Raw genomic sequence first — 23,835 nt, 5'->3', positions numbered from 1 at the left:
GGGCACCAGCAGGGCGATCTTCGCCCACTGTTCCCCGCTGATCTCATACCGCTTGGTCGCCATCCAAAGCTCCGTGTCGCAACACGGAACCCTATGAATCAGCGATCAACCCGATTGGGAATCCTGAATGTCGATCCGGCCTAGCCTTCCCGTCAGCAACGCGTCCTGGACGAGGAACGTCGGAAGGTTGGCGATGCCGAGGTTGGCGATCGCGGCGTCGACGAGGATCGTCTGGCGGTTGGCGGCGAACCCGACGCGGGGACGGACCAAAGCCGTTTTTCTGTCGCGCCCTGTCAGTTCCCAGGGACTGGCGTCGCGGGTGATCGCGAGCGCGGGAAGCGTCGCAAGCTCCGAGGGCTCGAGCATCTTGGGATGGGCATCGACGAACGCCGGACTCGCGACAGCGTACGCGGAAGTGACGCGATCCGCCGTGACATCAGGTCGGAGTCCGTCAACGGTCCCATCCGCACCACGAGGTCGTAGCCCTCCTCGACCAACGACACCCGCCGGTCGGCCAGGGTCATCTCGACGTTCACATCCGGGTGACGGCGCTTGAAGCGGATCAGGGCGGGCGCGAGGGCCGCGACGGCAATATCGGGTGGCAGCGACAGGCGAACGTTGCCGGACAGCGCCGTGCCGTCGTGCCGAACCTCCGCAACGGCGAGTTCCGCCAACCCGACCGCAGGAAGGCCTCGTTCGAAAAGTCTTCGGCCTTCCTCCGTCAGCACCACACCCGTCTTCGTACGGCGCACGAGGCGGACGTCGAGCGACTGTTCCAGGGCCGCAAGGCGCCGTGAGAGGGTCGCTTTCGGGATGCCCGTCGCACGTTCCGCAGCCGCAAGGCTTCCGGCTTGCGCGATCCGGGTGAAGATGACGAGGCCGTCGAAGTCGCTGAAGCCGATCATGTTCCATTTGTGGAACGGGGCCGCATCATGTTTCAAGCCTTTCGCCCGCTCCTCCGGCAATTACCTTCATTGCCATCGAAGCTCGTTCCAAAAAGAGGACGTACGATGGCCAAATTGTTTACGCCACAGAACACCGCCCTCCTGCTGATCGACCATCAGGTCGGCACGATGCAGCTCATCAAGAACATCGAAGCCGACAGTGCCAAGCGGATGGCGCTTGCGCTGGCCAAGGCCGCCCGCATCCTCGGCATCCCGACGGTCCTCACGTCGAGCCAGGAGGATCGGGCGCAGGGTCCGCTGCTGCCTGAGCTGGAGGAGATCCTACCCGAGGCCTTCGCGGCCCGGGTCAAGCGCGCGGGAATTGTCAACGCCTGGAACGATCCTGCCTTCAAGGCCGCCGTCGAGGCGACCGGACGCAAGAACCTGATCATGGCGGGCGTGACAACAGACGTCTGCCTCGTCTTCACGGCGATCGACGCCGTCGGCGAGGGCTTCGAGGTACAAGCTGTCATGGACGCGTCCGGCTCGCCCTTCGAGCTGTCCGAGGACATGTCGCGGCGCCGGATGGAGAACGCTGGCGTCGTCCTCACCGCGACCAACACCGTCATCGCCGAGCTCGCGCAGGACTGGAGTTCCCCGGAAGGCGGGCAACTGATCCAGTTGCTCTTCGAAGACGTGTTGCCCCCGATCGCCTCCTGAGCCTCCGCAAGCACCCGTCTCTGTCGGCGGTTGCCCCGGTGCCCACCGGGCTACACACCATCCCGCATCGAACGCGACGTCGGCCCGGACGACTATTCCGTGGCTGCCAACCAGGACATCCGCCATGGCCTACCCCGATCTCACCGGACGCTCGCTCGCCGACCTCATCTCGCTCGCTGGCCGCACCGCGGTCGTGACCGGCGGTGCAACGGGCATCGGCAAGGCGATCGCCACCCGTCTCGCGGAGGCGGGAGCGACCGTCGTTATCGGCGACCTCAACGCCGAGATGGCGTCCGCGACGGCCTCGACGCTGCCCGGCGCTGCCGCACACGTCGGATCGTCGCTCGACGTGAACGACCACGCCTCCGTCACGGCCCTTGCCGACCTGGCGATGTCCGAGACCGGGCGCCTCGACATCTGGGTCAACAATGCCGGGATCTACCCGTCCCGCCCCGTCCTCGAGATCACGGACGCGGAATGGGACAGAGTCATGGACCTCAACTTGCGCGGCACCTTCTTCGGCGCCCGCGAGGCTGCGCTCCGGATGCAGGCGAACAAGGGCGTGATCGTCAACATCGTCTCGACCGCCGCCTTCAACTCCAGCAACGGCGCGAACCCCGCCCATTACGTCGCCTCGAAGCACGCCGTCGCTGGACTGACCAAGAGCCTCGCCGTCGAACTGGGCGCCAAGGGCATCCGCGCCGTCGGCGTGGCGCCGACGCTGACCGAGACGCCGGGTGTGGAGGCCAAGCGGGCTGAGGGCGCCGCGGTGAACGAGGCCCTGGTCCGCTACGGCCAGTCCCTGCCGCTCGGCCGCTTGGGACTCCCCGACGACATCGCCCGCGTCGTTCTGTTCGCAGCCTCCGACTTCGCGGGCTTCGTCACCGGCACAGTTATTCCCGTCGATGGCGGGGACCTCGCCCGCTAGATCCGGCGTTCCCTATCCACCTGTCGACCCATGAAACGAACGAGAAGGTCGCCCCATGCAAATCCTGCGCGCTTCCCAGAACACGCCTCATGGCCAGGGATCCTTCAAGATCCGACGCGTGCGTCCCGGCGCGATCGTCGGGCCCGACGCCGGGCCGGCCTTCGGTCCGCTTAGTGTCATCGACCATGCCAACCTCGGCGTCGGAACTGTCGTCAAGATGCACGAGCACGTCAATGACGAGATCCTCAGCTACCTCTGGCACGGCACGATGCTCCATGAGGACCGGGCCGGCCACAAGATCCCGATCTCAGCGCAGAAGCTGATGATGATGAACGCAGGGGCGAGCTTTTGGCACGAGGAGCGGACGCCCGACGAACCCGTCGAGATGCTCCAGATCTTCGTGCGTCCCCGGGAGGCGGACCTTCCCGCAGCGGTCCACTTCCTCGATCGGCCAAAGGGCGTCCCGAAAGGCGAATGGGGCATGATCGCTGGTCCGGAGGGCAGCGACGCTCCACTCACCATCCGCAACTCGGTCAAGGTCTACGACGTGGCGATCGCGGCAAGCGCCGAGATCGACGTGCCCTCGGCGGACGGCTTGTCACCTTGGCTCTACGTCATGGACGGCGCGGTCAAGATCGGCGGCGAGACGCTTTCGAAGGGCGACGCGGCGAGCGACCTCGACACGCCGCTTCCCAAAGTGCGCGCCACCGCCGATGCCACGCTCGTCCTGTTCCTCGTCGACCGCAAGGCCACCGCCTCGCAGTCGGGTACGATCAGTGGTCGCTGACCACTGGGAAGCCCGCCCTCGACAGCGTTGGATCGACCGTCTCGTCGTCGAGTTGTACGTCGAACGCTCCCGTGCCGACGCCCGTGACAGGGTGCCAGATGAATGAGGACCTGTTCAGCCCTTCTGGACGGCCAACGACTGGATCGGAGACAGCATGTTGATGCGCCCCGCGGCGACGATCGAAGGCTTCCGGAGCGAGACGGTCTCCGTGAACGGCATCCGGCTTCACTACTGGATCGGCGGAAACCCCGACGGGCGCCCCGTCATCCTCTGGCACGGCTTCCTGTCGACGGGCTACGCATGGCGGGAGGTGGCGCCCAAGCTGGCAGCCGCTGGCCTCACGGTGCTCGTCCCCGACATGCGCGGCTACGGCGATAGCGACAAGCCTGCGGGAACGGAGGGCTACGACGCCCGAGCGCTTGCCGAGGAGTGCCGTGCGCTCGTGGCGGAGATCGGTTTCGGCAAGGGGCAGCCGATCGTCCTCGCCGGCCACGACATGGGGGCGCTGCCCGCCCTCATCTGGGCAGCGGACCATCCGAAGGAGGTCGCCGGACTTGTCTATGTCGAGGCTCCGGTGATGCTGTCCGAGGACTTGCAGGCCATCATCCGGTACGACCGCGAGGCCATGTCGGACGGCTCCATGTGGTGGTGGATCTTGCCTCTGGCTCCCGGCGTGCCCGAGACGCTCGTGGTCGGGCGCGAGCGCGAATTCCTCACTTGGTTCTACGACGGCTTCATGGTCCAGCGCGACGCGATCGGGCCCGACACCGTGGACGAGTACCTGAGAACTTTCTCGGGCCGGGACGGCGTCCTGGGTGCCATGGGCATCTACCGCGCCGCCTTCACCAGCATCGACCAGACCGAACCGCTCCGGAAACACAAGGTTAAGGTTCCCGTCGTCGCGATCGGCAGCGCGATGAACTTCGGCTCCAAGCAGGGCGAGATGGTCCAGCAGGTGGCGGAGAACGTTGAGGCGCATGTGATCGCAGACGGAGGGCACTTCCTGCCCGAGGAATGCCCGGACGCCGTCGCGGAGCACGTGCTCGCGCTGAGCCGACGCTGAAGGAGAACGCCATGACCGACGTTGCACACGCACCGACCCAACCCGGCTCCGCCATTCCAGCCGACGATCCCGGACGCAAGCTGGTGGTCGCGCAGCCCGACGACCCGAAGCTCCGAAACGTCGGGGTCGCAGGCAACACCTACACGATCCTTCTGACGGGCCAGGACACCGCCGGACGCTATTCCCTCATCGACATGCACGTCCCCCCGGGCGGCGGACCTCCGCCGCACCGTCACGACTTCGAGGAGATGTTCACCGTGCTCGAGGGCGAGATCGAACTGACATTCCGCGGCGAGAAGACGGTGGCGGGCGCGGGCACGACCGTGAACGTTCCGGCCAACGCACCGCACAGCTTCGTCAACGCCTCCAAGGAGCCCGCACGTCTCCTGTGCATGTGCACGCCGCCGGGGCAGGAGGAGTTCTTTATGGCGACGGGCATCCCCGTCGAGGGCCGCACGGCCGCGGCGCCCGCACCGAGCCGCGAGGAGCGCCAGTCCCGCATGGAGATCGCCAAGAACCTCGCCACCAAGTACCGGACGGAGATCCTGACATGAAGCTCTACTGGGGTCCTCACACCTGCGCGATCGGCATCCATGTCCTGCTCGAGGAGATAGGGAAGCCCTACGCGACGGAGAAGCTCGACGTTGCGGGCGGCGCGTCGCGAAAGCCCCCGTTCACGGGCATCAACCCGAAGGGCAAGGTCCCGACGCTCGTGCGAGACGACGGCTCGGTCCTCACCGAGTTCAGTGCCATCGCGACATGGCTCGCCCGTACGAACCCCGAGAAGGGTCTGCTGCCGGACGATCCCGAAGGCGAAGCCCGCGCGGTCGAGATGCTGGCCTACGTCGAGGGTACCATCCACGGCCAGGGCTTTGCCCGGATGTTCATGCCGACGCGCTTCGAGCCGCAGGATGTCGTCCACCAGACGGTCGGTCTCGGCGCCGGCTCGGTCAAGCGGCAGGGCAAGGAGATGGTTGAGGCGGGGTTCGCGATCCTCGATCCGCTTCTGTCCCGTCACCCCTACGCCGTCGGCGACACGTTCACGATCGCAGACGCGGCGCTGTTCTACGCCGAGCGCTGGGCGCCGCAGCAGAAGATCACCCTGCCGATCAACCTCCAGGCCCATCTCGACCGCATGAAGACACGACCGGCCGTCGCGAAGGTGATGGAATTGTGGGACGAGACCTGAAGAGGAGCGCGCAAGCAGCCAAACCTGCACGCCAGAGGAAGGCGAAGCGGCGAACCGGATCCGGAAAAGTGTTCGAGACCAAGCTGGGCCGCTGGCCTACTGGCCAGTGAAGCCCTCTCACTCCCGGCTAGCAACCGAGAGTGGCGTTGCAGGCATCGACTCCTGCGGCCAGTTCGCCTGTGAGAACACCCCGCCGTCTACCCATAGGGTCTGGCCAGTGACGAACGAGGCGGCTTCGCTTGCGAGGAAGAGAACGGGTCCCGCGATGTCGTCGGCCGTCCCTATGCGTCGGAGCGGCGTGATCCTCGACCAGCTTTCGGCATAGTCGGGAGCCTCGGCCAGGGTGCGCTCGTTCACGATCGCTCCGGGGGCTATGCAGTTCACCCGGATCCCGTACGGCCCAAGCTCAACGGCCGCGGACTTGGTGAACTGCTCGATGCCGCCTTTCGAGGCGGTGTAATCGACGAGGTTGGCAAACGCGAGTTTGTTGCAGCCGGAGCCGATGTTGATGATGGAACCACGCTTGCGGTCCCCGATCATCAGCTTGGCCGCATGCTTTGTGTTCAGGAAGGTGCCCTTGAGGTTGGTCCGAATGACACCGTCCCAGTCCGCCTCGTCCAGTTCGAGGAGCGGTGCCCAGGTCTGGATCCCAGCGTTGTTGACGAGGACGTCGGGAGCGCCGCCGAACCATGAAACGACGCCATCGAGAAACACGGCGACCTCCGACTGGTCGCCGACGTCGGAGGCGACCGCCTTTGCCCGCCCACCGAGAGACTCGATCTCGGCCACGAGACTGTTCGCCATCTCCGGGTTGGAGCGCCATGAGAAGGCGGTCGCGTATCCGCCCGCGGCGAAAGCTCGGACCAGTGTCCGCCCTATCCCGGTGTTGCCGCCAGTGACGATCGCAAGCTTCTCCATCCCGACCTCACTGGACCATGAAGCGGGAATGGTAGGGCAAGCTGGCCGCTCCCCAGGCCTTCGGCGCCGTCGAGATCTTTCCCGGCAGGACCGTCATGTGGGAAAGGGCGGCGGTGATTTCGCGCAGGAGAGGGTCCGCCGTTCCTGCCGGAGCATTCGTCGATAGCACCAGGGACTGCACGCCAACGAAGCCAAGAAGCGCTGAGACGGAGTCGACGATCCGGTCGCGACAGCGAGCGCGCCACGCACTCATGGCGGCTTCATCGTTGGACGGCGAGTTTGGTCTCTTCATTGCATCGGCGAGGTCCAGAAGCCCACCGACGGCATCCGGGGCGACACTACCGTTGTGGATCTGGTGGTTGAGGACTAGCCGGCACTGGAGACGGGAGCCAAGGTAGAAGAAAACGAAGTCGGAGAGTTGGCGTGCGACACCGAACAGGCTCTCCCCGCCGGCTGCGGCCGTCACGTCGTTCTGCATGAACACCGGAAGCCCGAGTGCGATCTCCAGGCCGGCCTGCGCGTCCGCCAAATCGTGCCCGAGAGTCTTGCGGATCCCAGGTCCGACGAGCGATTCGTCGGGCACCGCGAGTCCGATGCCGGCGATGCGGCCGCGCATGGCGTGATCGACGGAGCGGATCGCCTCGTCGATAGGCGCCTTCAATGGGGTGTCGTGCTCCCCTTCGATGTCCTCGTAGCGGTGTGCCTTGTGGAAGCGGATGTTGCCGACGAAGTCGATCACGACCACATCCGCGCCGCGCGTCCCGAAGCTGACACCCACTGAGAAAGCCCCTTCGGGGTTGAGGATCATCGGGATCGTCGGCGGTCCCATTCGCCCCCGCTGCGCCTCACCCTTCGCGACGAGACTTTCCTGCTCAAGCGAGCGTACGATCACCGAGATCGTCTGGGCGGAAAGACCCGTCTTCTGGCCGATCTCGAGACGGGTTGTGCTTTCGTTCTGGAGCAACAGGGACAGGACGAGCCGCTCGTTGTAGCTCCGCACGCTCGGCGCGTTCAGGCCGCTGGCGCGATCGGCAATGCGCAGCGGGTTGGGGGGAGCGAACCTCATGTCAGGCACGGTCGGACCTCGTCGGTTGCAAAAAGTAGGGCACGTGGCCGATGGGCATCGTAAGTGGTGTCATTCGATCCAGCCGATCGCCTTGACCTCATCGGCGAGCGCAAGGCCCAGGGCTTCATGTGCCTCGACGCCGATGTGGAAGCCGTCTCCGGGATCACATTCGCAGACCGACCCGGCGTCGAAGAAGTGGACGCCGAGCGAGTCCGCCATGATCTCGAACTGAAGCGCGAGGTGGTGCGACTTCTCCTGAGCGCCGTCGAAGATCGGCTGCCACTCCCGGATGTCGTCGAGCATGGGAGGCGGCGCTACGATCATGATCTCCGGCGCCGTACCGCCGGGGCCCGGCGCCAGTTCCCTGATGTCGTAGACGAGGCAGCCGATCCCCATGGCGACCTCCGACGGCGGCTTGTTGAAGCGAACCTTCAGGTCGTTGGTCCCAAGCATGAGGATGACGAGGTCGAGCGTGGCGTGGCTCTGCAAGCAGGGCTTCAGGTATGTCCGGCCGTTCTTGTGGGCACCCTCGATCGGGTCGTCGTGCACGGTCGTCCGTCCGCTCAGGCCCTCCTCGATGACGTACCAGTCCGGGCCGAGCTCGCGTTGGAGCACGCCAGGCCACCTTGCCTCCCGTGCGTAGCGTTCGAGCGGGCCGGCACCGGGGATCTGGGCATGCGTGTTGGAGTCGCCGAAGCAGAGTACCGACCTCATCACTGGCCTCGTTGGTGGGTGAGCCGACCGGGCCCGGGTGCGTCAGGTTCTGGATCGCCCCACGAGATGCCGCAAGCTCAGACACATTCATTCACTCTGAATAAGTGTTGACAAGCTTTTTCTTCGCGGGCAGTTTCACGCCAAGTCGGAAGCAACCGACATGGGACTTCGGAGACGCTGGAGGGCGTCTTCCACATCAACAGCATCAAACATCGAGCCTGCCGGAGCAGGGCCGCGGGGACGCGTCCGAATGCACCCGCACCGCTTCGAACCGAGTTTTTTGGCATCGGCACCGATCGCGGCGCCGTCGGGAGGACAGCTATGCGCAGAACACTGATGAACCTCGGCCTCGGCCTTCTGCTCGCCACGACAGCGGTCGTTGGCGCGGCCACGGCCCAGGAGGTCAACCTCATGAACGGCGTGACGGCGCGCCCGGGCGACGATCAGATGGTCGCCGCGGACACCTTCAAGAAGGCCGGCCCCTGGAAGATCGGCATGAGCCACTTCGGGGTGAACGCCAACACCTGGACCGTCCAGATGGCCCATGAGGCCGAGTCCGCGGCCAAGAAGAACTCGAACGTCGGCCAGTTCATCCTCCTCGACGCCAACCTCAGCCAGTCCAAGCAGGTTGCTGACATCGAGGACCTGATCGCGCAGAAGGTCGACGCGATCATCGTGACGCCCGTCACCCCGACCTCGGCGGACGCGGGCATCGCCAAGGCCGTGGCGGCCGGCATCCCGGTCATCGTCCACACGGGCCTCACCGAGACCGACAAGTACACCGTCGACATCCAGGGCGGCGGCAAGCATTTCGGCAAGGTGATGGGCGACTTCCTCGTCCAGAAGCTCGGCGGCAAGGGCAACATCTGGGTGCTGCGCGGATACCCGGCGCACCCCGAGGACATCAACCGCTACGCCGGGCTCGTCGAGGCGCTCAAGGGCACGGACATCAAGATCATCGCCGAGGACGCGGGCAAGTGGCAGTACGACACGGGCAAGCAGGTCTGCGAGGCCTTCTACCTCAACAACCCCGAGGTCGACGGCATCTGGTCGTCCGGCGCCGACATGAGCCGCGCCTGCATGGACGTATTCACCCAGTACGGCGCGAAGATCCCGCCGATCACGGGTGAAGGCAACAACGGCTTCTTCGGCCAGTGGATCGAGTCGGGCATCGACTCCATCGCTCCGGAGTACGGTCCCGAGCAGGGCGCCGCGGGCGTGCGCGCCGCCGTGGCGCTCCTCGAGGGCAAGCCGCTTCACAAGCGCTACGTCTACGAGCCGGCCGGCTGGGACATCGAGAAGGCCAAGGCGGCGTACCGCTCCGACCTGTCGGCCAACACGTGGTTCCCCTCGAGCCTCAGCGAGGAAGAGCTGAAGTCCTTCTACGGCAACAACTGACCCGTTTCTTCCCGGGTCGGGACGAAGGGAGCGGGCATCGCCCGCCCTCCCGCCAACTGCCCGACAGCCGCGAGCGCGACCATGACAGCAGCTCCCCTCGTCTCGATGACGGCGATCTCGAAGTCCTACGGAAGCATCAATGCGCTGCGGGACGTCTCCTTCGAGCTGAGGCCCGGCACGGTCCACGCCCTCATGGGCGAGAACGGCGCGGGCAAGTCGACTCTCATGAAGATCCTCGCTGGCGTCACCACGCCGACCGCAGGCGAGATCCATCTGAAGGGAGCCGCTGTCCGCTTCGGATCACCGCGCGAGGCCCTCGATGCAGGGATCTCGACCGTTTTCCAGGAGCTGTCGCTCCTGCCGAACCTGACCATCGCCGAGAACCTTTTCCTCGGACGCGAACCGCGCAAGCGCCTCGGCGGCGTCGACAAGGCCACCATGGAGCGCAAGGCCCGCGAGACGCTCCGCCAGCTCGACCTGGACCTCGATCCGAAGCGTCTGGTCGGCAGCCTGTCGATCGCCGAGCGCCAGTTCGTAGAGATCGGCCGCGGGATCACCGCCGACGCCGACGTCGTGATCCTCGACGAGCCGACGGCCGCCCTGAACGCCGCCGACGTCGAGATCCTCAACCGCCACATCCTCGCCCTGAAGGCCGCCGGCAAGGGCATCGTCTACATCTCGCACCGCATGGAGGAGATCTTCCGAGTCTGCGACACGGTCTCCGTCCTCAAGGACGGCCGCAACGTGTCGACCGTGCCGCTCGCCTCGGTCACGCCGAAGCAGTTGATCGCGTTGATGGTCGGGCGGGAGCTGTCCGAGCTCTTCCCGCCGCGGGCCGAACGCCAGGATTCACAGGTCGTTCTCTCATTGGACGGCGTCCGCCTGACGGAGAGCTCCGAACCTGTCCACCTCAAGCTCCACCGCGGCGAGATCGTCGCGCTGGCAGGCTTGGAAGGGCAAGGCCAGCGCGAGCTGATCCGGTCGATCATCGGCCAGCACCATCCGTTCGCCGGCGCCGTCGAGGTGAAGGGGCAACGGATCGACCTACCCGTCTCCAAGAACTCGGGTGTGCGCCAGTTGCAGTCGCTCGGGGTCGGCTTCGTGCCGGAAGACCGCAAGGACGAAGGCCTATTCCTCGACCTGTCCGTCGCCCACAACGTCGCCATCGGACTCCACGGCCGCCGGTCGGCGTCGAGCGTCGCAAAGGGCTACCGGGATACGGTGGCCGAGACGATCCGCTCGATGGCCATCAAGGTCGCGTCACCGGAATCCGCGGTCGGCTCACTGTCCGGCGGAAACCAGCAGAAAGCGCTCTTCGGCCGCTATCTCGCGCTCGGGTCCGACATCCTGCTCGTCGAGGAGCCGACCCGCGGCGTCGATGTCGGGGCGAAGGCGGAGATGTACCGCCTGATCCGCGACTTCGCGAACCGGGGTGGCGCCGCGCTGGTGCTCTCGCGCGAGACCCTGGAGCTCATCGGACTCTGCGACCGGATCTACGTCGTCCACGACCGGACGATCGTCGGCGAGATGCCGGCGGCAGGGGCGACCGAGCACGCCATTCTCGAAGCCGCGCTCCATCGCGCCGAACGCTAGGGGGAGACCATGTTCGCCACTCTCACCGACGGCCTCTCCACGCGCTACTCGCGCCACGGCCTCTGGATCCTGCCCCTCGCGGTGGGCCTCGTCGGGATCGTCGGGCTGGCCGCCACGGCCGACGACTTCCTGTCGCCGCAGAACCTCTTCAACCTGGCGGCCCAGGCGGCGGCCCTCCTCCTCGTCTCCATCGGCCAGATGTTGGTCGTGCTGGTGAGAGGCCTCGACCTCTCCGTCGGGGCGATGGTCAGCTTGACCACCGCCATCGTGTCGCTCGACGCCTCGCCCTGGGCGACCATCCCCGGGGCGCTTGCCGCAGCCGTCCTCGTTGGCCTCGTCAACGGCGTGACCGTGGTGCGCCTGAACGTCCACCCGATCATCGCGACGCTCTCGATGACGGGCATCATCCAGGGCGTCACGCTGTTCATCCGGCCCGTCGCCGGGGGCACGATCCCGGAGATCGTGACGACGCTCGTCCGGGGCGAGTTCCTCGGGCTGCCCATGCCCGTGTTCTGGGTCGTGCTGGCGATCGCGCTGGGCTGGAAGCTCATCCACGGGTCTCGCTTCGGCCTGCACCTCTTTGCCATCGGAGGCGGCGACACGGCGCACTCCTTCGGCATCCCCGACCGACGCAACACGGTGCTCGCCTTCGTCGCCTGCTCGGTCTTCGCCGCACTGGCCGGCCTCTTCCTCGCGGGACGCATCGCGTCGGGCGATCCGAACATCGGCACGCAATACGCCGTCGACTCGATCACGGCCGTCGCGCTCGGCGGCACGCAACTCGCCGGCGGCGTCGGCAGCCTCCAGGGCACCGTGATCGGCACCGTCCTCCTGGCCCTGCTGGCGAACGGCATGAACCTCCTCAACCTCTCGGCCTTCGTCCAGACCGCAGTGAAGGGACTGATCCTCCTTGCCGTCATCTCCATCCAGCCTCGCAAGTCCATCGGGCTCTGACATGGCCACCCTCGCCCGTCCCTCGCTTCGCGCCCTGACGCGGATCCCGCCCTCCTACGTCGTCTTCGCGGTGCTCCTCGTCACCCTCTGGCTCCTGAAGCCGGCGATGATGAACCCGAACATCCTCGCCACCTTCGCCAAGCAGGTCGCCCCACTCGGCATCGTCGTCCTCGGGCAACTCCTCGTCATCTCGACGCGGTCGATCGACCTCTCCGCCGGCGGCGTGATCCTCCTCGTCAACTACCTCATCTCCTCGGGCTTCTTCGGAGCATGGCACCCGCTGCTGCTCGTCGCCCTCTGCCTCGGCGTCGGCCTCCTCGTCGGCACGGTCAACGGCCTCCTTATCGGCAAGCGCCGGGCCTCCGCGGTGATCGTCACGCTCGCGGTCAGCATCATCCTCATGGGGTTCGTCGAGTACCTCGCCAACGGCAAGCCGCCGGGCAACGTGCCCATGGTGTTCCGCAACGTTTACAATGCCCGCGTCCTCGGCGTTCCGGCTCCACTCGTCTTCTGGTTCGCCCTTTCCCTCGGCATGAGCGTGCTCTTGGCCAAGACCGTGTTCGGCCGCTTCGTCGCCTCCATCGGGAGCAACCCGGTCTCGGCGCATTTCGCGGGCGTACCCGTCGAGCGCACGGTCGTGATCGCGCACGTCATGGCGGGGTTCCTCGCGGCCGTGGCCGGCCTCGTCCAGACCGCGTCGATCGCGGTGGGCAGCGTGCGCTTCGGTCCCGAGCTCGTCATGAACTCGATCGCCGCGACCATCCTCGGCGGCGTGATCTTTGGACGCGGGGCCGGCGTGTGGGGCCCGTTCTTCGGCGTCCTGTCCTTCGCCCTCCTCTTCGTCGTGCTGACGACGCTCGGCGTTCAGGAGCCCGGCAAGCTCGCCGTACAGGGCCTCATCATCCTCCTCGCCGCCATCTTTTACGGCGTGCGCAACAGCACCCACTGACCAGGAGACCCGTCCATGGACAAGAAACGCATCCTTTGCTTCGGCGACTCCCTCACTTGGGGCTGGGTCGCGACGCCCGAAGGGGCTCCGACCACGCGATTCCCTTGGGCGGAGCGCTACACGGGCGTGATGGCGACCGAGCTCGGCGAGGGTTACGAGATCGTCGAGGAAGGCCTGAGCGCCCGCACCACGTCGATCGACGATCCCGTCGACCCGAGGTTGAACGGCTCGGCCTATCTTCCCTCAGCGCTGGCCAGCCACCTCCCGCTCGACCTCGTGACGATCATGCTCGGCACGAACGACACCAAGAGCTTCTACCGCCGCACGCCCTACGAGATCGCGATGGGCATGCAGAAGCTGGTGATCCAGGTGCTGACCTCCGGGGGCGGCGTCGGGACGGTCTACCCAGCCCCTAAGGTTCTCGTCGTCTCGCCCCCGCCGCTCGCTGCCATGCCGAATCCCTGGTTCCAGGGCATGTTCGAGGGCGGTCACGAGAAGTCCGCGGCGCTCGCCGACCAGTACCGCGCCCTCGCCAACTTCATGAAAGTTGACTTCTTCGAGGCCGGCAGCGTCGTGACGACGGCCGGGGTCGACGGAATCCACTTCACCGCTGACAACAACACGTCCCTCGGCCGCGCCTTGGCTGCGAAGGTTTCGGAAATCCTGGGAACGAAGTGACAGCCATATGGCTGCCGCACCGATTCAACAACGGGAGGAACGACCATGAGAGAAGACATACAGGTAGGGATCAAGAGATCCACCCTAATGACCGCCATCACGGTCGTGCTCGCAATTGGAACCGCCGGGATCCAGCCAGCCGCGGCCGATGGCTGGCTGCCGACTTGGTCCGCAAGCCAGCAACGGGTCTGGGAACCGAACTTTTTTCCGCCTGTCGGCATCCCCCGAGCGATACGCGACCAGACGCTCCGTCAGGTGGCGCGCGTCAGTCTCGGCGGCCGTCAGGTGCGGGTCCGCTTCTCGAACCTCTACGGGACGCAACCCCTGCACATCGGCGCCGCGCACGTGGCGATCTCCGCCGGCGGCGCCGCGATCAACGCCGGCTCGGACAGAGTTCTGACCTTCGGGGGAAAGCCGTCGATCACGATCCCGCCCGGCGCCCCGGCGGTCAGCGACCCTGTCGACCTCGACGTTCCCGCACTCGCATCGCTTGCTGTCTCGACCTACTTACCCGACGTCTCGCCGACGACGACATGGCACAACGACGCGAGGCAAACGGCCTACCTGTCCGCGTCCAGCAACCAGACGAGCGCCGAGAGTTTCGAGGCCGCGCAGACCTTCCCATCCCGCATCTTCCTCGAGGGCATTCTGATCGACAAGCCGGCGGACGGCCGAACCGTCGTCCTATTCGGTGACTCCATCACGGACGGCGATGGATCGACCCGCGACGCCAATCACCGCTGGCCCGACTTCCTTGCGGAGCGGCTCCACGAGAAGGGTGTCCCGGTCGCGGTATCAAACCAAGGCATCTCCGGCGCGCGGGTCTTGCGTGACCAGTTGGGCGACAACGCCTTGGCACGTTTTGATAGGGATGTCCTCAGCCAGCCCGGTGTCGACACCGTCGTCCTGATGATGGGCATCAACGACATCGGGTGGGAGGACACACTGCTCGTACCCAAGACCGAGAAGGCACCGAGCGCCGACGAGATCATCACGGGCTACAAGCAGTTGATCGCCCGCGCGCACGACGAGGGTCTGCGGATCGTCGGCGCGACGTTGACTCCCTTCGAGAACACGTTCGCTGGAACACCCCTGTTCGGCTACTATAGCGAGGAGAAGGAAGCGAAGCGCGAGCAGGTCAACAGCTTCATCCGCAGTGGGGCGTTCGACGCCTTCATCGACTTCGACGCCGCGCTGCGGGACCCCGCAAATCCCAAGCACATCCGCGCGGAATACGATGCGGGCGATCACCTCCACCCCAACGACGCTGGCTACAAGGCTATGGCCGACGCCGTCGACCTCGCGGCCCTTGGCGTGAAATAGGTCCTCGAACTCGAGCCTCCGAAGCAATCGAAGGTGGGCCGACCATTCGGTTCGCCTTCCTACGAACCGGCTCGGCAAACAGCCGGATCGCGGGCCCATCGATGGGCAAGCCGTCCCCATCCAATGAACGCAGCCTACTTCGGAAGCGTGTGGCTCACTTGTCGGCGCCGCGCGACCATCCGTGCGATGGGCGTGCCATGACGAACAGGCAAACATGACAACCTTCGACATCCTAGTAGTAGGCGGGGGCATCAACGGATGCGGCATCGCTAGGGACGCTGTGGGACGCGGGTTCAAAGTCTTGCTGGCCGAGAAGTCCGACCTCGCCTCGGGGACGTCCTCGTGGTCGACGAAGCTGATCCACGGCGGGCTGCGCTACCTCGAGCACCGTGAGTTCCGCCTCGTGCGCGAGTCTCTCGAGGAGCGCGAGGTGCTTCTGCGGATGGCCCCGCACATCATCTGGCCCCTCCGGTTCGTGCTGCCGCACCACCGTGGCCTGCGCCCGGCCTGGCTCCTCCGGCTCGGCCTCTTCCTCTACGACCATCTAGGGGGCCGGAAACTCCTGCCGGCCACGCGGACGCTCGACCTGCGATCCGACGAGGCCGGCAAGCCACTGAAGGCCGGGTTCTCCAAGGCGTTTGAGTACTCAGACTGCTGGGTCATGGACTCCCGCCTCGTCGCCCTCAACGCCCGCGACGCCGCCGACCGCGGCGCTGAAATCCGCACCCGGACGGTCGTCACCTCCCTGCGTCGCGATGGCGAGATCTGGGTAGCGACTATGAAGGGCGAGGCAGGCACCGAGGAGATGTGCGCGCGCATGGTCGTAAACGCCGCAGGGCCATGGGTGGACGAGGTCATCCGCGGCCCGTTGGACCGCAACGATGCGCGGAACGTGAGGCTGGTCCAGGGCTCGCACATCGTCGTGCGCAAGCTCTTCGACCACGACCGCTGCTACATCTTCCAGAACGCCGACGGGCGGATCATCTTCGCGATCCCCTACGAGGGCGACTTCACCCTCGTAGGCACCACCGACCGCGACTACAAGGGCGATCCCGGCTCCGTCAGGATCACGGACGCGGAGATCGACTACCTGCTCTCGGCCGCCGACGAGTACTTCGAGCGCCCGATCCGCCGGGACGATGTCGTCTGGACCTACTCGGGCGTAAGGCCGCTCTTCGACGACGGAGCGTCGAGCGCGCAGGAGGCCACGCGCGACTACGTCCTCAAGGTGGACGGCGGCGCCAGTGAGCCGAAGGTGCTCAACATCTTCGGCGGCAAGATCACGACATACCGCCGCCTCGCCGAGAGCGTCATGGAGAAGGTCGAGGCGGCGCTCGGGGCGCGCGGTCCCCGATGGACGGCGACAGCGAGCCTTCCGGGCGGCGACTTCGCGCCCGACGGGTTCGGCGACGTGGTACGGGCGGTCCTCTCGGAATACCCGTTCCTGGCCGATCCCGCGGCCCGCCGGCTGGTGCGCCTCTACGGGACGCGGGCGAGGGCGATCCTCGGCACAGCGTCGAGCGACCAGGACCTTGGCCGGGACTTCGGCAACGGCCTCACCGAGGCCGAGGTCCGTTACCTCGCCGACCAAGAGTGGGCGCGCAGCGCGGACGACGTCCTGTGGCGACGCACGAAGATGGGTTTGAAGCTTCCCGCAAGCGCCGTCGCGGCCGTCGACGACTTCATCACCGCCCATCTCGGGGCCGTCCCCGCCCCTTCCCGATCCTGATCCTGATCCTGATCCCGAAAGGAAACGTTCCGTGTCGTCCTACGTCATGGCCATCGACCAAGGAACCACGTCGTCTCGGGCGGTCGTGTTCGACGGATCCTACGGCATCGTCGGGATCGGGCAACAGGAGTTCGCGCAGGCATTCCCGCGGTCGGGCTGGGTCGAGCACGACCCGGAGGAGATCTGGCGCACGGTCGTCGAGGCGGCGCGCTACGCCATCGCGACGTCGGGCCTGTCCGCCGCCAACGTCGCCGCCATCGGGATTACCAACCAGCGCGAGACCACCGTCATCTGGGACCGCGAGAGCGGAAGCGCGATCCATCCCGCCATTGTCTGGCAGGACCGTCGGACTGCGGATCTCTGCCGCTCGCTGAAGGACGACGGCCTTGAGGCCATGGTCACGGATCGGACCGGGCTCCTGCTGGACCCCTACTTCTCCGCCACCAAGATCGCCTGGATCCTCGACAACGTCGAAGGGGCACGGGAACGTGCCGAAGCGGGGACGCTCGCCTTCGGGACGATCGACACCTTCCTCCTTTGGCGCTTCACGGGCGGCAAGGTGCACGCGACCGACGCGACCAACGCGGCCCGCACGCTCCTCTACGACATCCGCCGCGGCTCGTGGGACGACGACCTCCTCCGTCTCTTCGGGATCCCGGTCTCCCTGCTGCCGGAGGTGCGGGACAGCGCGGCCGACTTCGGCACGACGGAGCCGTCCCTGTTAGGCGCGTCCATCGCGATCCGGGGCATGGCGGGCGACCAGCAGGCGGCGACCGTGGGACAAGCCTGTTTTGAGCCTGGGATGGTCAAGTCGACCTACGGGACGGGCTGCTTCGCGGTGGTGAACACGGGCGACAGGTTCGTCGCGTCGGGGAACCGTCTCCTGACGACGATCGCCTACCAGATCGACGGCCGGCCCACCTACGCTCTCGAAGGCTCGATCTTCGTCGCGGGCGCCGTCGTGCAGTGGCTTCGGGACGGCCTCGGCATCATCGACCGCGCCGAACAGTCGGGGACGCTCGCCGCGGCGGCCAACCAGGATCAGGAGGTCTACTTCGTACCCGCCTTCACCGGGCTGGGCGCACCTTGGTGGGATCCTGACGCGCGTGGGGCGATCTACGGGATCACGCGGGGGACCACGGCCCGCGAAATCGCCCGGGCCGCCCTAGAGTCGGTCTGCTACCAAACGGTCGACCTGATTGACGCGATCGCCAAGGACTGGCCGTCCGGCGCGCCGCGGAGCCTGAGGGTGGACGGCGGCATGGTCGCGAGCGACTGGACTATGCAGAGGCTGGCGGACCTCCTCGACGTCACGGTCGAGCGTCCCGTCGTCATGGAGACGACAGCTTTGGGCGCGGCATGGCTGGCCGGCTACCACGCGGGTGTCTGGCCCGGTCCCCGGGAATTTAGCGAGCGATGGCGGGTCGATACGAGGTTTGAGCCCTCCATGGAGCTGACGGGGCGGCTAGATCGGGTCAGTCGCTGGCGTGACGCCGTTGGAAGGACGTTGACTGATGGCTGAAGGGAAGACTGCCACACCTTTGCGAGCGCTCGAAAAGTTTGGAACTTGAGTTCGGGAAGGTCCGCTTCTCTCAATCCCAAACCCTAAGCTGACCGACCGGAACCCACCCGGTCGAGCCATTCATGCGGAAGGAAGCGGACGCCCAAAGAGGACAGGCAGCTTCCGACCCAACAGTGACGTACGCAGAGATTTACCGCGCCCTGAAAACAGCCATTCACAAAGGCACCTCAGAACATGCTACGACGTTTCGCCTGCCGACAATCGCATTGCCGGATCTGCTCGCACGAGGTCGATCAGTAACTCCAGCGCCGTCCTCACCCTCAGCGGCAGGTTGCGCCGTGAGGGATAGACGACGTTGATCGGCAGCCGGGTCGGCGGGAACTCCGGCATGAGCGGAACGAGGCGTCCGGCGGCCATGTCGGGAAGGGCCAAGATGTGCGAGAGGACAGCAAGACCCATCCCCGCGACGGTTGCACGATGGACCGCAACGGCGCTGTCAGCCACCAGCCGTGGAGCGACGGGAACAGTGAGATCGCGTGAGCCGTCGGAGAAGGACCACACCCGGCCACTGCCGGCGCGGCTGTAGCAGATGCAATCGTGGTCAGTGACATCCTGCGGATGCCGAGGTCCGGTTCGTCGCTCCAAATAGGCCGGTGCCGCCACGAGATAGGCCGTCGTCCAGCCAATGCGACGGCAGATCAAGCTGCTTTCCATCACCGGCCCGAGACGCACCTCAAGATCAAGACCCGCCTCAATCAAGTCGGACGCGGTCTCGTTCAGACGCAGCTCGACGACGAGGCCTGGGTGCGCCTGAAGGAACTCACCCATCCGATCGCTGAGGGCAAGGCCGAGCGGCGCAGGCAAGCTGATCCGAACCAACCCCGTTGTCGTTCCGCCCACCTCGCCGACGGCATCGCCCAACTCGTCGACGGCTTCCAGCACGCGAAGAGCATTCGGGATCATCCGTTCGCCCTCGGCCGTCAGCGAGAGCCCGCTGGTGGTGCGGTGTAGAAGACGCGTCGCGTAATGCGCCTCCAGAGCCGCAATTTGACGCGAGACGGCAGGCTGGGTCACGCACAGGTCACTGGCTGCCGCCGAGAAGGATCCGGTCTCGGCAACCCGAAGGAACGCGCGCAGTGTCGATATCAGATCCATTCGGGCGCCTCATACCGGAAGACATAAGCCTTATGCCATCCCACGCGCTGCGGCGCACGCAGGGGCAGAAAGCCGTTCCCGGGCAACCGCTTAAGCAGATGGACCATCTGCTTCTCAGGCGTCCGCGCCCTAAACGCCGGATCGAGAACGCTTTACAGACGGAGAATTAAGGATCATCTATGTCCATAAGGATGTCTAATATCCTTGATTGGAGACGCCCGATGAGCCCTCGCATCAACTACGCCCAGCAATCCCCCGACCTCTTCAAGGCCTTCATGGAGTTCAGCCTCGCGCTGACGAAGAGCGTCATCGAACCTTCGATCCACGATCTCGTGCAGATCCGCGCTTCGCAGCTCAACGGATGCGCCTTCTGCGTCGACATGCATGTGAAGGAAGCGACGATCCACGGCGAGCGTCCCTTGCGCCTCCACCATGTCGCCATCTGGCGGGAGTCGACGCTCTTCGCGCCCCGCGAGCGCGCTGCTCTTGCCTGGACGGAGGCTTTGACGGAGCTGCCCGAAGGTGGCGTTCCCGACGAACTCTACGAGTGGGTTCGCGGTCAGTTCTCCGAGAAGGAACTCTCGGACCTCACCTTTTCGATCATGGCGATCAACGGCTGGAACCGCGTTGGCATTGCCTTCAAGAGCGTGCCCGGCTCCGCCGACAAGGCCTACGGCCTCGATAAGGCCGGCCTGAACTAAGCCGGCGCCAAACTCACTCATCCCGACAACTGGAACGTGGTCGCGCTGGCGGCTGCGAACGGAGAAGACGTATGAAGATCGTCATCATCGGCGGCACCGGCCTCATCGGCTCAAAGACCGTGACACGCCTCAGCGCCCAGGGACACGAGGTCGTAGCGGCCTCGCCAAACACGGGAGTCGACACCATCACCGGAAAGGGCTTGGCGGAGGCTTTGGAAGGCGCGCAGGTCGTGATCGACCTCGCCAACTCGCCCTCCTTCGCGGACCAGGACGTCCTCGACTTCTTCGGAACGTCCGGCCGCAACCTCTTGGCCGCCGAGGCCGTGGCCGGCGTGAAGCATCACGTCGCGCTGTCCGTCGTCGGCACGGAGCGGCTTCAGGAGAGCGGCTACTTCCGCGGCAAGCTCCTCCAGGAACGGCTGATCAAGGAAAGCGGCATTCCCTACACCATCGTCCACTCCACGCAGTTCATGGAGTTCCTCGGCGGGATCGTGCAGTCCGGCACGGTCGGCACGACCGTCCATTTGTCGCCCGCCTTCGTGCAGCCGATCGCATCCGATGACGTCGCCGACGTCATGGCGGAGGTCGCTCTTGCTCCTCCGGCGAACGGAACAATTGAGATCGCCGGCCCGGAGCGCTCGCGCCTCAGCGACCTGGTCGCACGATACCTCACGGCCATCAGCGACGAGCGTACCGTCACGGCCGATCCCGAAGCCAAGTACTTCGGCGCTCGCCTCGACGATCTGTCGCTCGTCTCGAACGACGATCCCCGGCTCGGTCGGATCACCTTCGAGGACTGGTTCAAGATCGCCGTCCGCCGCTGACGGCGGCACCGTCCACCACGACCGTCAACTCCTTCATCACCCGTGAGGTTTCCATGATCAGATCATCTCTCGCCGCCCTGTCGGGTCTCGCCGCACTGTCGGCGCTCCTTGCCACCCCGATCGAGGCGGAAGCGCACGACACAGGCAAGGCGTCCAAGGTCACCGTCGTCTATGAGCACGAGCTTCCGAACGTTCCGGGCAAAAGCCTGAAGGGTGTGCTCGTCGAGTACGGCCCCGGTGGCAACTCGGAGGCGCACACCCATCCGGACTCCGCCTTCATTTACGCCACCGTCCTTGAGGGCGCGGTGCGCAACCAGGTCAATGACGGGCCCGTCACGGTCTACCGGGCCGGAGAGAGCTTCTCGGAATATCCCGGCGACCATCATGCGGTGAGCGACAACGACAGCCAGACCGAGCCGGCCCGTCTGCTCGCCGTGTTCGTGGTCGACACCAGCGAGACGACCCTCGTCCGTCCCATGAAGCCCTGATGCCGACGGAGCGGCGGTGCTGGCGCTAACCAGCATGGCCGCTCCGCCCTTCTGGACGCCGCAAGCCGCGGTCGCCGTTCCTCTTCAAGCGTGAATGGTTCCGATGGCCTTCAGCACCACCCTCCTGTCCGGCATCGTCGCGCTGAACGCCGTCGGCCTTATCGGCATCCTCGTTTGGCATCTGATTCCCGCCGAGCGGGCCACCTCACGGCTTGTGATCCAGATCGCCTTCTTCCTCGCGATGACCGGGCTCCTTCTGCGACACGACATTCTGCCTCGCGGGACCGTCGACGGTGAGATCGGCTGGCAGAGCGTAGCGCTCACTGCCGCCAAGCTCCTTTGGTGGCTGCATCTCGCCTGGGCTCTCATCGGCTTCGTGCGGATCTACCTCGTCGTCGAAGGACATCCGCGCCAAGCCCGGCTGTTGCAGGATCTCGTCGTCGGTGTCGTCTATCTCGGCACGGCGGCCGCCATGCTGGCCTTCGTCTTTGCCGTTCCGATCGGCACGCTCGTTGCCACATCCGGCGTCGTCGCCATCATCCTTGGCCTTGCGCTCCAGAATACGCTCGGTGACGTCTTCTCCGGCATCGCCTTGTCGATCGGTCGACCCTATGCCATCGGCGACTGGATCCTTCTCGGCGACGGCACGGAGGGACGCGTGGTCGAGAGCAATTGGCGCTCGACGCATCTCCTGACCTCTACCTGCAACATCGTGGTCCTGCCGAACAGCATACTGGCCAAGCTCGCGCTGACGAATGTCAACCGACCGGCTGAAGCGCATGTCCTCGTGATGACGCTGCGCATCGCACCGACCAGGATGCCCTCCATAATCGTCGAGGTTCTTCGATCCGCACTCGCGAGCTGCAACACGATCCTGCGTGATCCACCGCCGGCGGTGGCCGTGCGCAAGCTGGATGCGACTGCCCTGGAGGTCGAGCTTCAGTTCACCGTGCGCAGCCCCTCCCACCGGACGCCGGCCCGCAATGAGGTCGTCGACCGGGTCTATCGGCACTGCAAGTCTGCGGGTCTTCTCATTGCCCTTCCGCCGACGGCAGGGATCATCACCGCCGATCTTCCAACGGAGGAAACCGCCGCCCCGCCGCCCGTCACGGCGCTTAGGCTCATCGACGCCGTCCCGATCCTCTCGCGCCTCGAACCGGAAGAGAAGCGACGCCTCGCCGATGCTGCCTCGACCCGCACCTACGCGGCAGGCGATGTCGTGGCCGAGGAAGGTGCGATCCTCGACTGCCTGATGATCGTCCGGGAGGGAACGATTCAGATATTCCAGGGTGGCCAGACGGTCAGGTTCCTCTCACCCGGCGACGCCTTCGGCGAGCTGGGTCTCCTCGCCGGCTCCGTGGAACTTTGCCGGATGGAGGCACTCTCCCCTGTCACCGTCTACGCCATTCCAGAAGGGATCATCGCCGAACTCCTGGCCGAACGTCCGGGTCTGGCGGAGGATCTCGCACGAGAATTGGCAGACCGCATGCCCTCGCATGCTTTCGAAGAACAATCAGAGGATCGACGTCGGAAGATCCCGACTCTGATGAGGACGATCAAGGCACTCGTGCGAAAGGACGCGGCCCGGGTCAGCCCGCCCGCTTGACCACCCAATCGTAGGTTCCCTGCCAGATCGCGGGCGGCACGTCCAAAGCCAGCGTCTCCACCATGTCGGACAGGCGTACGCTGCGCAGCTTCGCCCGCCACGCTTCGTCCGCCTCCCACATCACCTTGGCGATCGAGCATGGCTTGTCGTCGCAATGACCGGCCGGACGGCAAGGATTGGCGGCCCGGATGTTGTTGCAGACGAAGGTCCGCGACTTGCCTTCGACGGCCTCGACGATTTCCAGAAAGTTCAGTTCCGAAGGTGGCCTCGCTAAGCGATAGCCGCCCGTCGGCCCAAGCGTCGTCAGCACCAATCCTGCCTGCGAAAGGCTCTGGAGAGCCTTGGACAGGTACTCCTTCGGTAGGCCGTGCAGCTCCGCCAGAGCCTTAGTCGACAGGTACCGCCCCTCCGGAACGGCAGCGAGGATGGCGCAACAGTGCAGGGCCCACTCGACCTGGCTCTTGAGGATCATCGAACGCCACCACGCTGTCTCATCACTGAGCACAATATAAGGACATTCTGCATCCGAAACTAGTGCGCAGTGGTCACTGATCCGCGTGAGATTCGGCGTGAAGTCACGTGCCTGAAACAATCAGAATGGATTGATTGATAAGGCGAGATTCGATCCCGCTTTGACGTGCACAAG

The 23,835-nt window shown here is 65.7% G+C and carries 25 protein-coding genes; 18 read left to right on the top strand and 7 right to left on the bottom strand.

The genetic code is table 11. The features are described from left to right. Positions 1–105 precede the first annotated feature (105 nt). Positions 106–366 (bottom strand): LysR substrate-binding domain-containing protein, encoded by a 261-nt coding sequence (locus ASG62_RS28185; protein WP_348271434.1) that lies wholly within the window; start codon positions 364–366, stop codon positions 106–108. Beyond that, positions 294–941 (bottom strand): LysR family transcriptional regulator, encoded by a 648-nt coding sequence (locus ASG62_RS25170; protein ID WP_348271435.1) that lies wholly within the window; start codon positions 939–941, stop codon positions 294–296. The genes ASG62_RS28185 and ASG62_RS25170 overlap by 73 nt, the downstream gene beginning before the upstream one ends. A gap of 69 nt (positions 942–1,010) precedes the next feature. On the opposite strand from ASG62_RS25170, the gene ASG62_RS25165 reads away from it, so the two are divergent. The 6 genes from ASG62_RS25165 to ASG62_RS25140 all read left to right on the top strand — a co-directional run bounded on the left by ASG62_RS25165 (position 1,011) and on the right by ASG62_RS25140 (position 5,571). Further along, positions 1,011–1,604, top strand: a complete 594-nt coding sequence (locus ASG62_RS25165) for an isochorismatase family protein (RefSeq protein WP_056699248.1) — start codon at positions 1,011–1,013, stop codon at positions 1,602–1,604. Positions 1,605–1,728: 124 nt separating this feature from the next. Next, on the top strand, positions 1,729–2,532 hold the full coding sequence (locus tag ASG62_RS25160; RefSeq protein WP_056699251.1) for an SDR family NAD(P)-dependent oxidoreductase: 804 nt from the start codon (positions 1,729–1,731) through the stop codon (positions 2,530–2,532). Between the two features lie 55 nt (positions 2,533–2,587). Then, positions 2,588–3,319 carry a pirin family protein gene (locus tag ASG62_RS25155; RefSeq protein ID WP_056699254.1) on the top strand — a complete coding sequence of 244 codons (732 nt, stop codon included), beginning with the start codon at positions 2,588–2,590 and terminating at the stop codon, positions 3,317–3,319. 154 nt (positions 3,320–3,473) lie between these two features. Then, the gene (locus tag ASG62_RS25150) at positions 3,474–4,382 is read left to right on the top strand and encodes an alpha/beta fold hydrolase (RefSeq protein WP_056699257.1); all 909 of its coding nucleotides are present in this window, start codon (positions 3,474–3,476) and stop codon (positions 4,380–4,382) included. 11 nt (positions 4,383–4,393) lie between these two features. Then, a complete protein-coding gene (locus ASG62_RS25145; protein ID WP_056699260.1) occupies positions 4,394–4,936 on the top strand; it encodes a cupin domain-containing protein in 543 nt (180 codons plus the stop codon). Beyond that, positions 4,933–5,571 (top strand): glutathione S-transferase family protein, encoded by a 639-nt coding sequence (locus ASG62_RS25140; RefSeq protein WP_056699263.1) that lies wholly within the window; start codon positions 4,933–4,935, stop codon positions 5,569–5,571. Before ASG62_RS25145 ends, ASG62_RS25140 begins: the two co-directional genes overlap by 4 nt. Before the next feature lie 117 nt (positions 5,572–5,688). Here ASG62_RS25140 and ASG62_RS25135 read toward each other — a convergent pair whose 3' ends face one another. The 3 genes from ASG62_RS25135 to ASG62_RS25125 all read right to left on the bottom strand — a co-directional run bounded on the left by ASG62_RS25135 (position 5,689) and on the right by ASG62_RS25125 (position 8,272). Beyond that, a complete protein-coding gene (locus ASG62_RS25135; RefSeq protein WP_056699266.1) occupies positions 5,689–6,489 on the bottom strand; it encodes an SDR family NAD(P)-dependent oxidoreductase in 801 nt (266 codons plus the stop codon). 7 nt (positions 6,490–6,496) lie between these two features. Beyond that, complete coding sequence (locus ASG62_RS25130; protein ID WP_056699269.1) at positions 6,497–7,555, bottom strand: ROK family transcriptional regulator; 1,059 nt, start codon at positions 7,553–7,555, stop codon at positions 6,497–6,499. A 69-nt stretch (positions 7,556–7,624) separates the two neighbouring features. Beyond that, on the bottom strand, positions 7,625–8,272 hold the full coding sequence (locus tag ASG62_RS25125) for a GDSL-type esterase/lipase family protein (protein WP_200944770.1): 648 nt from the start codon (positions 8,270–8,272) through the stop codon (positions 7,625–7,627). 318 nt (positions 8,273–8,590) lie between these two features. Between ASG62_RS25125 and ASG62_RS25120 the strand changes: the two genes are divergently transcribed. The 8 genes from ASG62_RS25120 (at position 8,591) to glpK (ending at position 18,415) form a co-directional block, all read left to right on the top strand. After that, a complete protein-coding gene (locus ASG62_RS25120) occupies positions 8,591–9,667 on the top strand; it encodes a substrate-binding domain-containing protein (protein WP_056699274.1) in 1,077 nt (358 codons plus the stop codon). A gap of 81 nt (positions 9,668–9,748) precedes the next feature. Continuing rightward, positions 9,749–11,260 (top strand): sugar ABC transporter ATP-binding protein, encoded by a 1,512-nt coding sequence (locus ASG62_RS25115; RefSeq protein ID WP_056699277.1) that lies wholly within the window; start codon positions 9,749–9,751, stop codon positions 11,258–11,260. 9 nt (positions 11,261–11,269) lie between these two features. Then, complete coding sequence (locus tag ASG62_RS25110) at positions 11,270–12,214, top strand: ABC transporter permease (RefSeq protein WP_056699280.1); 945 nt, start codon at positions 11,270–11,272, stop codon at positions 12,212–12,214. 1 nt (position 12,215) lies between these two features. Further along, positions 12,216–13,163: an ABC transporter permease gene (locus tag ASG62_RS25105; protein ID WP_056699283.1), complete on the top strand. Its 948-nt coding sequence runs from the start codon at positions 12,216–12,218 to the stop codon at positions 13,161–13,163. A gap of 15 nt (positions 13,164–13,178) precedes the next feature. Next, the gene (locus tag ASG62_RS25100) at positions 13,179–13,841 is read left to right on the top strand and encodes an SGNH/GDSL hydrolase family protein (protein WP_056699285.1); all 663 of its coding nucleotides are present in this window, start codon (positions 13,179–13,181) and stop codon (positions 13,839–13,841) included. A gap of 87 nt (positions 13,842–13,928) precedes the next feature. Then, positions 13,929–15,164 carry an SGNH/GDSL hydrolase family protein gene (locus tag ASG62_RS25095; protein WP_244487685.1) on the top strand — a complete coding sequence of 412 codons (1,236 nt, stop codon included), beginning with the start codon at positions 13,929–13,931 and terminating at the stop codon, positions 15,162–15,164. Between the two features lie 214 nt (positions 15,165–15,378). Next, entirely contained in the window at positions 15,379–16,893 is a 1,515-nt protein-coding gene (glpD, locus tag ASG62_RS25090; RefSeq protein ID WP_056699292.1) for a glycerol-3-phosphate dehydrogenase, read from the top strand. A 31-nt stretch (positions 16,894–16,924) separates the two neighbouring features. Continuing rightward, entirely contained in the window at positions 16,925–18,415 is a 1,491-nt protein-coding gene (gene glpK, locus ASG62_RS25085) for a glycerol kinase GlpK (RefSeq protein WP_056699294.1), read from the top strand. Between the two features lie 237 nt (positions 18,416–18,652). Here the strand turns inward: glpK and ASG62_RS25080 are convergent, their stop codons facing one another. Next, complete coding sequence (locus ASG62_RS25080; RefSeq protein ID WP_056699296.1) at positions 18,653–19,570, bottom strand: LysR family transcriptional regulator; 918 nt, start codon at positions 19,568–19,570, stop codon at positions 18,653–18,655. 221 nt (positions 19,571–19,791) lie between these two features. Here ASG62_RS25080 and ASG62_RS25075 point away from each other — a divergent pair, with 221 nt between their 5' ends. The 4 genes from ASG62_RS25075 (at position 19,792) to ASG62_RS25060 (ending at position 23,189) form a co-directional block, all read left to right on the top strand. Beyond that, positions 19,792–20,271, top strand: coding sequence for a carboxymuconolactone decarboxylase family protein (locus tag ASG62_RS25075; protein WP_056699298.1), 480 nt, complete (start codon positions 19,792–19,794; stop codon positions 20,269–20,271). A 71-nt stretch (positions 20,272–20,342) separates the two neighbouring features. Then, positions 20,343–21,095: an SDR family oxidoreductase gene (locus ASG62_RS25070; protein WP_056699301.1), complete on the top strand. Its 753-nt coding sequence runs from the start codon at positions 20,343–20,345 to the stop codon at positions 21,093–21,095. Between the two features lie 53 nt (positions 21,096–21,148). Then, positions 21,149–21,583 (top strand): cupin domain-containing protein, encoded by a 435-nt coding sequence (locus ASG62_RS25065; RefSeq protein WP_056699304.1) that lies wholly within the window; start codon positions 21,149–21,151, stop codon positions 21,581–21,583. A gap of 103 nt (positions 21,584–21,686) precedes the next feature. Beyond that, the gene (locus ASG62_RS25060; protein WP_056699308.1) at positions 21,687–23,189 is read left to right on the top strand and encodes a mechanosensitive ion channel family protein; all 1,503 of its coding nucleotides are present in this window, start codon (positions 21,687–21,689) and stop codon (positions 23,187–23,189) included. Here ASG62_RS25060 and ASG62_RS25055 read toward each other — a convergent pair. Continuing rightward, complete coding sequence (locus ASG62_RS25055) at positions 23,173–23,661, bottom strand: RrF2 family transcriptional regulator (RefSeq protein ID WP_056699311.1); 489 nt, start codon at positions 23,659–23,661, stop codon at positions 23,173–23,175. The two genes, ASG62_RS25060 and ASG62_RS25055, sit on opposite strands and share 17 nt — an antisense overlap. Positions 23,662–23,835 lie beyond the last annotated feature (174 nt).

The sequence above is a fragment of the Aureimonas sp. Leaf427 genome, assembly GCF_001425485.1.
In the GTDB taxonomy this organism is placed as follows: domain Bacteria; phylum Pseudomonadota; class Alphaproteobacteria; order Rhizobiales; family Rhizobiaceae; genus Plantimonas.
The sequence above is the reverse complement of the archived record's forward strand: the minus strand, read 5'-3'. Positions and strand labels throughout refer to the sequence as shown.

Bases quoted from the DNA above. Each gene is read 5' to 3' on its own strand.
- ASG62_RS28185 (WP_348271434.1), bottom strand. From the start codon at position 366: ATGCTCGAGCCCTCGGAGCTTGCGACGCTTCCCGCGCTCGCGATCACC.
- ASG62_RS25165 (WP_056699248.1), top strand. From the start codon at position 1,011: ATGGCCAAATTGTTTACGCCACAGAACACCGCCCTCCTGCTGATCGAC.
- ASG62_RS25160 (WP_056699251.1), top strand. From the start codon at position 1,729: ATGGCCTACCCCGATCTCACCGGACGCTCGCTCGCCGACCTCATCTCG.
- ASG62_RS25155 (WP_056699254.1), top strand. From the start codon at position 2,588: ATGCAAATCCTGCGCGCTTCCCAGAACACGCCTCATGGCCAGGGATCC.
- ASG62_RS25150 (WP_056699257.1), top strand. From the start codon at position 3,474: ATGTTGATGCGCCCCGCGGCGACGATCGAAGGCTTCCGGAGCGAGACG.
- ASG62_RS25145 (WP_056699260.1), top strand. From the start codon at position 4,394: ATGACCGACGTTGCACACGCACCGACCCAACCCGGCTCCGCCATTCCA.
- ASG62_RS25140 (WP_056699263.1), top strand. From the start codon at position 4,933: ATGAAGCTCTACTGGGGTCCTCACACCTGCGCGATCGGCATCCATGTC.
- ASG62_RS25135 (WP_056699266.1), bottom strand. From the start codon at position 6,489: ATGGAGAAGCTTGCGATCGTCACTGGCGGCAACACCGGGATAGGGCGG.
- ASG62_RS25130 (WP_056699269.1), bottom strand. From the start codon at position 7,555: ATGAGGTTCGCTCCCCCCAACCCGCTGCGCATTGCCGATCGCGCCAGC.
- ASG62_RS25120 (WP_056699274.1), top strand. From the start codon at position 8,591: ATGCGCAGAACACTGATGAACCTCGGCCTCGGCCTTCTGCTCGCCACG.
- ASG62_RS25115 (WP_056699277.1), top strand. From the start codon at position 9,749: ATGACAGCAGCTCCCCTCGTCTCGATGACGGCGATCTCGAAGTCCTAC.
- ASG62_RS25110 (WP_056699280.1), top strand. From the start codon at position 11,270: ATGTTCGCCACTCTCACCGACGGCCTCTCCACGCGCTACTCGCGCCAC.
- ASG62_RS25105 (WP_056699283.1), top strand. From the start codon at position 12,216: ATGGCCACCCTCGCCCGTCCCTCGCTTCGCGCCCTGACGCGGATCCCG.
- ASG62_RS25100 (WP_056699285.1), top strand. From the start codon at position 13,179: ATGGACAAGAAACGCATCCTTTGCTTCGGCGACTCCCTCACTTGGGGC.
- ASG62_RS25095 (WP_244487685.1), top strand. From the start codon at position 13,929: ATGACCGCCATCACGGTCGTGCTCGCAATTGGAACCGCCGGGATCCAG.
- glpD (WP_056699292.1), top strand. From the start codon at position 15,379: ATGACAACCTTCGACATCCTAGTAGTAGGCGGGGGCATCAACGGATGC.
- ASG62_RS25080 (WP_056699296.1), bottom strand. From the start codon at position 19,570: ATGGATCTGATATCGACACTGCGCGCGTTCCTTCGGGTTGCCGAGACC.
- ASG62_RS25075 (WP_056699298.1), top strand. From the start codon at position 19,792: ATGAGCCCTCGCATCAACTACGCCCAGCAATCCCCCGACCTCTTCAAG.
- ASG62_RS25070 (WP_056699301.1), top strand. From the start codon at position 20,343: ATGAAGATCGTCATCATCGGCGGCACCGGCCTCATCGGCTCAAAGACC.
- ASG62_RS25065 (WP_056699304.1), top strand. From the start codon at position 21,149: ATGATCAGATCATCTCTCGCCGCCCTGTCGGGTCTCGCCGCACTGTCG.
- ASG62_RS25060 (WP_056699308.1), top strand. From the start codon at position 21,687: ATGGCCTTCAGCACCACCCTCCTGTCCGGCATCGTCGCGCTGAACGCC.
- ASG62_RS25055 (WP_056699311.1), bottom strand. From the start codon at position 23,661: ATGATCCTCAAGAGCCAGGTCGAGTGGGCCCTGCACTGTTGCGCCATC.